Below are 8,419 nucleotides of genomic sequence, written 5' to 3' on the forward strand. Positions count from 1 at the left end.
TGCGGCAGGCCGATGGTGCTGCCGCGCGCTTCGCCCACCGGCCTGGTCGGCAACGACAGGCCGGTTTTTCGTGGCGCCGCCTTCGGGGACCCGTGGGCTTGTGAAAGCGCCGCCCATCCTGCGCCAGAAAACAAAAAAGCGACCTCTTCGGGAGGTCGCTTGTCTGCTTGGCGCCTTGCCAACCTGTGGATTTGCAAGGCTTTTTGTCTGGTGGCGTAGTTTAACAAGAAACGAAACCCGCTTCTCCGCTGTGCCTCGCCACGGGTCGGAAACCCCGCCATATGCGCGCGATTCCGGGGAAGGATTCCGCGCCCCCGCACATGCCCACGACCGGAAGTTCAGAGAGGCCAATTGGCACTCGCAGCCGTCGCCAATGCGGGGCGCTTCCGGGCCTGCAACTTGGCTTTCGTCGCGTTCGCCGCCGTAATGCCCGGCACGAACGACGAAAGGAGCGCCATGTTGACCGAACCTGCCTTCACCGAAACCGAACTTGCCTTGCGCTGGAACATCAGCATCAGGACCTTGCAACGCTGGCGCAGCGAAGAGCGCGGCCCACCGTACTTCAAGCTTTCCAAGGCCGTCCGCTACGCGGTGGCTGAAATCGTGGCCTATGAGCAGGCAAACCGCCAGGGGATGCCCAACGACGCTGCCTTGCCGCCATTGACGGCGGCGACGCCCGTCGTCGAACCTCAGGTGCCAGCCACGCCCGAGCCGAAGCGGTACTACCTCAACGAGGCCTTCGCGTTCATCGCGCAGTACGGCAGCCTTGGGGCAGCCGAGGCCGCCCTGACGGAGGCGCATGATGAAACCCAAGGCTGACTCCACTGCCCGCCGCGCCGACACCGGCCCGGATGAACCGCCAATCAAGTATCCGGTTCTCAACGAAACGCAGTTGTGCTCGAGGTGGAACCTCTCGCCCAAGACGCTGCAACGCTGGCGCTCGGAGGGCATCGGCCCGCCCGCATGGCACATCGGCAGGTCTGTCCGCTACCTCCTGATGGAGGTCGAGGCCTTCGAGCGCAAGGCGCAGGTGACATGGAGATCCAGCGCCGGACGCGCCTTGTCCGAGTCCTCGCCCACGGCGCGTGAAGACGCCATCGAGCAGATGATGCAGCAGCGACCCGGCCGGCGCGATCAGATTTTCTACTCCGCCAAGGAAGTGGCCGACATCACTGGACTGCCCGCTCACTGGCTTCATCAGAATCAGGAACGCCGCCGGCTCGGCATTCCTTTCTACAGGATGGCGAACGGCGACGTCATCCGCTTCAGCATCCAAGAAGTCTTCCGCTGGGAGGTGCATCACCTGCGTCCGTGCCGCAACAACGTGGACGCAGACGTCGATGCACTTCAGTCCGCCAGTTCGTAGCCGGTGCTACGCCCGCCGCCGGGCGATTTCTTCAACACGCCCAGGTCCAGCAACTGTGTGATGTCGCGCAGCGCGGTGTCGGGCGAGCACTTGGCGATTGCGGCCCACTTGCTGCTGGTGAGCTTGCCTTCGAAGCCGTCGAGCAGGCGGTTGAGCAGTTTCACCTGCCGCTCGTTCAACGGCGTGCCCGCACAGCGTTGCCAGAAGCGTGCTTTGACCAGCACGGCATCCAGCGTGGACTGTGCGCTGGTGACGGCGCGCCCGAGTGTGTCGAGGAACCACGACAGCCAGCCGGTGGCGTCGAGCGTGCCCTTCTGCGTGCGTTCGAGCACGTCGTAGTAGTCCTTGCGCTCGCGCTGGATTTGCGCCGACAGGCTGTAGAAGCGTTGCGGGCTGCCGTCGGCGCGGGCGAGGAACAGGTCGCCCACGGCGCGCGCGATGCGGCCGTTGCCATCGTCGAAGGGGTGCAGCGTCACGAACCACAGATGCGCCAGCCCGGCCTTGATGAGTGCGGGCTCGCCGGTGTCCGCGTTGGCCCACGCCAAGAAGCGCGCTGTTTCGGCGGGCAGCGCATCGGCGGGCGGTGCCTGGAAGTGAATCTTGCGTCGCCCCACCGGGCCGGAAACTACCTGCATCGGCCCGGCGGCATCGTCGCGCCACTGGCCCACGGTGAGCTTGCTCATGCCGGAGTAGCCAGTCGGGAACAAGGCCGCGTGCCATCCGAACAGGCGCTCGACGGTCAGCGGTTCGGCGCTGCGCGAGGTGGCATCGAGCACCATCTCCACGACGCCTTCGACGTGCCGATCCACCGGCGCGACCGCGCCGATGTCCACGCCCAGACGCCGGGCGATGGACGAGCGCACGGATTCCACGTTCAGCACTTCGCCTTCGATTTCGCTGGTCTTGACCACGTCCTCCGTCAGCGCGGCGAGGCTGGCCTGGTCGCGCAGCGCCAACCCCACGTCGGCCAGACGACCCAGCAGCACGCCCTGGGCACGGCTGACCTCGGTCAGCGGCCCGGTCAGCGCGGCCAGGTCGTAGCGCCATTTCGGCCAGTCGTCGGCCTGCCAGATGTAAAGTTTTTCTCCGCTATCCATGCGGAGATTAAACACCTTATTCGCCGCAAAGGCAAGTCATTCTCCGCGCAATATGCGGCGAATGCGGCGGCTAATCGCCGCATCCAGCTGCGCGCTGTTCCTAATTTTCTCCAAAATGCTACATTGAGAGAATATATGGAACATGCCCACACCCACAGCCAGCGCGTGCTCGATCTGGCCAGCCAGAAGGGTTTGCTGCGCGCCAGCGATCTGGAGGCCATCGACGCGCCCCGGGTTGTCCTGACGCGCCTGATCGCCGCCGGCCTGCTGGACCGGGTCGGGCGCGGCCTCTATCGCCTACCCGGCCATCCGGTCTCGGAACACGAAAGCCTCGTGGTGGTGGCGGCCAAAGCGCCGCAGGCCGTGTTCTGCCTGCTGTCCGCGCTGCAATTCCACGGGCTGACCACCCAACTGCCACGCCAGGTCTGGATCGCCATGCCGCGCGGCTGCCACGCGCCGCGCATCGATTGGCCGCCGATCAGGATGGTGCAGATGACGGGTGATGCCCACGCAGCAGGCATCGAGGAACACCGGGGCGACGGCGTGACCCTGCGGGTCTACAGCGCGGCCAAGACGGTCGTGGACTGCTTCAAGCACCGCAACAAGATCGGTCTGGATGTGGCGATGGAGGCGCTGAAAGATGCCTGGAGGGCGCGCAAGGCGTCGGCGGACGATCTGTGGCGGTACGCCAAGGTGTGCCGGGTCGCCAATGTGATGCGGCCCTACATGGAAGTGATCGCCCATGAGTAATCGCGCGGCCTCGCTCCCATGAGCGCCTGATCGCCCGCGTGATCATCCGGCGACGGTGATCGATCGCGGCTTCCGTGCGGATTTGCATGGAGACCCCGACGATGACCCGACACTGCACCTGCTGCGGCGAGCCCTTCAAACCCCGCCCGCAAGTTCCCGACCAAGCCTTCTGTTCCGCGCCCGACTGCCAGCGCGCCCGCAAGCGACAGTGGCAGCGGGCCAAGCTCCAGTCCGATCCCGACTACCGGATCAACCAGCGTGCCGCCCAGCAGGCGTGGTCGCAGCGCAACCAGGACTACTGGCGCAACTACCGCGACGCCCGGCCCGAGTACGTGCAGCGCAACCGCGAGCAGCAGCGGTCGCGGGATCTGGGCCGAAACGTCGAACTTGCAAAGAGGGACGCGTGCGACCTGCGGAGCGGCCTGTACCGCATCACGCAGCATCCGGCGTTGCCGAGGGAAAACGGCGATTCGTGGGTCGTCGAGATCACGCCGGTCTGCGTGACGTGCCCTGTCCAACGGTCGACGGATCAAGTGCCTCACGCTGGTGGATGACTTCAGCCGCGAGTGCGTGGACATCGCCGTGGATCACGGCATAGGCGGGGAGTATGTGACTCGACTGCTAGACCAGGCCGCCCAGTTCAGGGGCTACCCGCGGGCGATCCGCACAGACCAGGGGCCGGAGTTCACCAGCCGGGCGTTCATGGCCTGGGCGGCGGCCCGGGGCGTTCGGCATTTGCTCAACGACGCAGGCTGCCCAACGCAGAACGCCTACATTGAGAGCTTCAACGGCAAATTCAGGGATGAGTGCCTCAATGAGCACTGGTTCGAGACGCTCGCGCAGGCCCGCCAGGAGATCGCCTGTTGGCGGCGCGACTACAACGAGCAGCGTCCGCACAGCTCGCCGGGGCGCATCCCGCCGGCCAAGTTCGCCGCCGAGCATCGCCTGCGCGCCAGCGATGCTCGGCAGTCACAGGAGATCAAGTAGTCTCCATAACCTTGGACTCGCTGACTAAACACTGGCACGTCTAAAGGGGGCAGGTCAGAATGGCCGGGAGCCCCGCGTGACGGGCGGAATCCACAAATGAAAACGCCCAACTGAGAACAGTTGGGCGCTGAATAGTGGTGGCCTGGGACGGAATCGAACCGCCGACACAAGGATTTTCAATCCTCTGCTCTACCAACTGAGCTACCGGGCCTGAAAGACTGTGATTCTAACCTGAAAAAACGGGCCTCGGCAAGAAAAACCGCTGCGTCTCCTCACGAGGAGGCGTTTCGCTTGCTCCGCCCCAGGTCCACGCCCAGCTGGCGCAGCTTGCGGTACAGGTGCGTGCGCTCCAGCCCGGTCTTCTCTGCCACGCGCGTCATGGAGCCGCCCTCGCGCGCCAGGTGGAACTCGAAGTAGGCCTTCTCGAAGCTGTCGCGCGCCTCGCGCAGCGGGCGGTCGAGGTTGAAGCCCTGGTGCGGCAGCGGGCCGGTGTCCGCCGCGCCTGCCTGGATGGCCGCCGCGTCCTTGTGGCCGCCCACGGGCAACACCAGCACCGAGCCTCCGCCCGGTCCGGCAGCCACTGGCTGGGACACCGCCGCGGGGGCGGGAGCGCTTGGCAGGTTGCGCGCCAGTCCCTGCTCCACCGCCTTGAGCAGCTTTTGCAGGGTGATCGGCTTTTCCAGGAAGGAGAAGGCGCCGATGCGGGTCGCCTCCACCGCCGTGTCGATGGTGGCATGGCCACTCATCATGATCACCGGCATGGTCAGCATCCCCGAGGTGGACCACTCCTTGAGCAGCGTCACCCCGTCGGTGTCGGGCATCCAGATGTCCAGCAGCACCAGGTCATAGTTGCCGTTCAGCCGGGCCTCGCGCGCCTGCCCCGCGTTCTCGGCCAGGTCGACGCTGTGGCCTTCGTCGTTGAGAATTTCCGACAACAGATCCCGGATACCGAGCTCGTCGTCCACCACCAAGATATTTGCCATGGATCGAAATGCGCCGTTGCGGGCAGGAGTGCCGTCACGGCGGCGTTGCTACAGGGGCGAATGATAACGAGACTTGCGCGCCGCCCACCACGCCGTCGGTGGTGCGGTTGCTCAGTTCGATGCGCGCGCCATGCTCGTCGGCGATCTTCTTGACCACCGCCAGGCCCAGCCCCGTGCCGCGCGACTTGGTCGTCACGTAGGGCTCGAAGGCGCGCTGCAGCACGTGCGGCGCAAAGCCCGGCCCATGGTCGATCACCAGCAGGCGCACGCGCTGCGCCGCCTCGCTCCAGCGGGTGCAGATGCGCACGGGCGGCGGCGCCTCGCCGGCCGGGCGGGCCAGCTGCAGCGTCGCGTCCTGGGCGTTTTGCAGCAGGTTGTGCACCACCTGGCGCAGCTGCTGCGCGTCGCCTGCCACCGGCGGGCAGTCGGGATCGAGCTCGGCGCGCACCGGCACGCTGGCGTTCTCCGCGCCGTAGAGCTGCAGCACGTCCTGCACCAGCAGGTTCAGGTCCAGCGGCTGCAGCTGCGCCGTCGGCAGGCGTGCGTAGTCGCGAAACTCGTTCACCAGGCGCTTCATGGCGTCGACCTGGTCGACGATGGTGCGCACCGACTTGGACAACACCGCCTGCTCGGCCGGCGGCAGCTTGCCGTCGAGCTTGAGCTCCAGCCGCTCGGCCGACAGCTGGATCGGCGTGAGCGGGTTCTTGATCTCGTGCGCCAGGCGCCGCGCGACCTCGCCCCAGGCCTGGGCGCGCTGGGCCGAGACGATCTCGGAGATGTCGTCGAACACCAGCAGCCGCAGCCCATCCGGCAGCTCGGCACCACGCGCCACGAGGTTGGTGCCCTGCTGGGACAGCCCTTCGCCGCTGCCGTGCAGCTCGAAGGCATGCTGCCAGTGGTCCAGCCCATGGTGGTCGCCCCGCTCCAGGGCGAAGCGGTCGAAGTGCCGCTGCACCTCCTGGGCGAACTCCGCCAGCCCCGGCGCCTCGGCCATGGGCCGGCCCTCGTAGGCCGCCAGCGGCGCGCGCAGGATGCGCGTCGCACCCGGGTTGCTCGACTGGACGACACCGTCCGCATCGAGCACGATCACCCCCGCCGTCAGGTTGTCCAGGATGGTCTGCAGGTGGCCACGCGCGGCCTCGAGCGCCGCCATGCTCCGGTCGGCGGTGGCCCGCGCCTCGGCCAGCTGGCGCGTCATCAGCGCGAAGTCGCGCGTCAGGCCGCCCAGCTCGTCGCGCCCCTGCAGCGCCGCCTTGGGCGCAAGATTGCCCGCCGCCACCTCGCGCACCCCTTCCGCCAGCACCAGCAGGGGGCGCACCAGCTGGTTGCCCAGCACCACCGCCAGCAACACCGCGCCGAACACCGCCAGGAACAGGCTGAGCGTGAGCGTGCCGATGTACATGCGGCGCAGGCCCGTGCGGGCGAGCGCCCGCTCCTGGTACTCGCGGTTCGCCTCCTGCACCGCCAGGGCGTTCGCCACCAGGGCCGGCGGCAGAGGCAGCGTCGCCTGGACGAAACGCGGCTCGGCCAACAGGCCCACCCCGGGCGTGAAGGCCGCGACCAGCACGCGCACGCGCGCCTCCTCGCTCCCTCCCGGCTCGTCCAGGCCTTCGATCTGGTAGCTGATGCGCTCCTGGCGCAGCGCCCGCAACTGCTGCGCTGCCGGTCGCTCCGGACTGAGCTGAAAGCGCGACTGCCCGGCGCTGGCCACCGGCTGGCCGTTGGCATTCCACAGCACCATGTCCGTCGCGCCGAGCTGGTCGCGCATGCGCTCGAGCACCAGCCCGGCCGCGGCGTCGGGCACCTGCGCCAGCTGGCTGCTGGCGGCGCGCGTCTTGGTCGCCATGTCGGCGGCGATGGTATCGAGCGTCACCCGCCCGAGGTTCACGCCGGCGCTCAGCGCCCCTTCCACCTTGACGTCGAACCAGCTCTCGATGGAGCGCGAGACGAACTGGTAGGACACCACGTAGATCAGCAGCCCCGGCACCAGCCCGACCACGGTGAAGATGCCCGCCAGCTTGATCAGCAGCCGCGCGCCGAAGCGGCCGCGCTGCAGCCGCATCGCCAGCCGCACCGCCCCCCACAGCAGCACCGCCAGCAGCACCACCGCCACCAGGACGTTGGTCGCCAGCAGCCAGGCGAAGTGGCGCTCGTAGAGCGCCCGGTTGTTGGTCGCCTGCGTCAACAGGAACAGCAGCACCAGGCCGATGGCGCACATCAGCCCGGCGCCCAGGCCCAGCGCCCAGCGCACCGCATGGCCGCGGCTGGCGGCGCGGCGCGCCGAACCGGCAGGACGCGGCGGGGGCTGCGCGCTCATGGCAACGGCTCCGGCGGCACCGCCACGGTGCGCGACAGCGCCAGCCGCCAGCCCGAGCGCCCCACGGCGCCGAACTGCAACGGGCGCGGCAGCTGCGAGGTGTCCAGCCGCACCTGCAGCTCCACCACGTAGGCCTCGGCCGGATCGAGCTGGCCCGCCTCGGCGATCTTCCAGCCGGCCGCGCGCTGCAAGGTCTCCAGCGCCTCCTCCAGGCTATCGAAACCCTGCCCGAGCGCCATGCCCAGGCCCGAGGCGTCCTCCTGCGCGGTCGAGGATTGCACCAGCCGCCAGCGCCGCGTCAGGGGCTGGTAGCTCAGCCGCAGGTGGCGCACGGCCTGGGCGACGACCTTGTCGCTCCAGAACCAGCGGGGCTGCCGCACCTGGGCCTCGACCACGAAATGCATGGCGATGCCCTGCAAGAGGGCGCTCTCCACCAGGGGCGGCAGCACCAGGCTCCAATGCGCCGTCAGGTACATGCCCGCCTCGCTGCTGCGCTCCACGCGCAGCTCCAGGATGCCGTTGCCGTCCGCCGCCCGGGCCGGCCACCCGGCCAGCGCAGCGCCGGCCGGCAAGGCCAGCAGCCACAGGCCACACAGCCGACGCCGGCCGAGGTTCACGCAGGAAGATGCCATGGAAGGCCCGCTCGATGCACGCACACCCCGCATTGTCGGGCAGGGCGCGCCTGCTGGCAGCGCACGACCGCCATTCAGAGCCGCGAACCCGGCCGCAGGCCCAGGAGCCACGCCAGTAGGCTGGCAGGAAACTGCGCCACCGCCGCGTTGTGGCGCTCCACGGCCTCGTTGAAGGCCGCGCGCACGCCAGCCAGCTGCTCCTCCAGCTGCGCATGGCGCTGCTCCCACTGGGCCATGTCCTCTGACGAGGCGTCGCCGCCCTCCTCCGGCTGGGCGGAGCGCCGCCA

At 68.3% G+C, this 8,419-nt stretch carries 10 protein-coding genes, 1 tRNA gene and 1 pseudogene; 5 read left to right on the forward strand and 7 right to left on the reverse strand.

From position 1 onward, the window contains the following. Positions 1–227: hypothetical protein (locus tag A612_RS17685; protein ID WP_206536113.1), on the reverse strand; the 227-nt coding region annotated here is incomplete at its 3' end. A 124-nt stretch (positions 228–351) separates the two neighbouring features. Between A612_RS17685 and A612_RS17600 the strand changes: the two genes are divergently transcribed. Continuing rightward, a complete protein-coding gene (locus tag A612_RS17600) occupies positions 352–819 on the forward strand; it encodes a helix-turn-helix domain-containing protein (RefSeq protein ID WP_193787590.1) in 468 nt (155 codons plus the stop codon). Next, positions 803–1,366, forward strand: coding sequence for a helix-turn-helix transcriptional regulator (locus A612_RS17835; RefSeq protein ID WP_019373624.1), 564 nt, complete (start codon positions 803–805; stop codon positions 1,364–1,366). The genes A612_RS17600 and A612_RS17835 overlap by 17 nt, the downstream gene beginning before the upstream one ends. Here A612_RS17835 and A612_RS06035 read toward each other — a convergent pair. Next, complete coding sequence (locus tag A612_RS06035; RefSeq protein WP_019373625.1) at positions 1,348–2,463, reverse strand: Fic family protein; 1,116 nt, start codon at positions 2,461–2,463, stop codon at positions 1,348–1,350. The two genes, A612_RS17835 and A612_RS06035, sit on opposite strands and share 19 nt — an antisense overlap. 135 nt (positions 2,464–2,598) lie before the next feature. On the opposite strand from A612_RS06035, the gene A612_RS06040 reads away from it, so the two are divergent. The 3 genes and pseudogenes from A612_RS06040 to A612_RS06050 form a co-directional block, all read left to right on the forward strand. After that, positions 2,599–3,213, forward strand: coding sequence for a type IV toxin-antitoxin system AbiEi family antitoxin domain-containing protein (locus A612_RS06040; RefSeq protein WP_019373626.1), 615 nt, complete (start codon positions 2,599–2,601; stop codon positions 3,211–3,213). 86 nt (positions 3,214–3,299) lie between these two features. After that, on the forward strand, positions 3,300–3,767 hold the full coding sequence (locus A612_RS06045; RefSeq protein ID WP_241209522.1) for a hypothetical protein: 468 nt from the start codon (positions 3,300–3,302) through the stop codon (positions 3,765–3,767). Further along, positions 3,721–4,200, forward strand: a pseudogene (locus A612_RS06050) (integrase core domain-containing protein); the annotation flags it as partial. The gene A612_RS06045 and the pseudogene A612_RS06050, both read left to right, overlap by 47 nt. A 135-nt stretch (positions 4,201–4,335) precedes the next feature. On the opposite strand, the gene A612_RS06055 reads toward A612_RS06050, so the two are convergent. From A612_RS06055 to A612_RS16715, 5 genes are all read right to left on the reverse strand, one after another. Further along, positions 4,336–4,411: transfer RNA gene (locus A612_RS06055), tRNA-Phe, on the reverse strand. A 61-nt stretch (positions 4,412–4,472) separates the two neighbouring features. Beyond that, a complete protein-coding gene (locus tag A612_RS06060; RefSeq protein ID WP_040436214.1) occupies positions 4,473–5,183 on the reverse strand; it encodes a response regulator in 711 nt (236 codons plus the stop codon). Positions 5,184–5,217: 34 nt separating this feature from the next. Beyond that, positions 5,218–7,500 (reverse strand): sensor histidine kinase, encoded by a 2,283-nt coding sequence (locus tag A612_RS06065; RefSeq protein WP_019373630.1) that lies wholly within the window; start codon positions 7,498–7,500, stop codon positions 5,218–5,220. Continuing rightward, complete coding sequence (locus A612_RS06070) at positions 7,497–8,132, reverse strand: DUF4390 domain-containing protein (RefSeq protein ID WP_110012413.1); 636 nt, start codon at positions 8,130–8,132, stop codon at positions 7,497–7,499. Before A612_RS06070 ends, A612_RS06065 begins: the two co-directional genes overlap by 4 nt. A 74-nt stretch (positions 8,133–8,206) precedes the next feature. Next, on the reverse strand, positions 8,207–8,419 hold a 213-nt coding region (locus tag A612_RS16715), incomplete at its 5' end, for a LemA family protein (protein ID WP_019373632.1).

Origin of the sequence: Melaminivora alkalimesophila (assembly GCF_000282995.1) — a bacterium.
In the GTDB taxonomy this organism is placed as follows: Bacteria; Pseudomonadota; Gammaproteobacteria; order Burkholderiales; family Burkholderiaceae_C; genus Melaminivora; species Melaminivora alkalimesophila.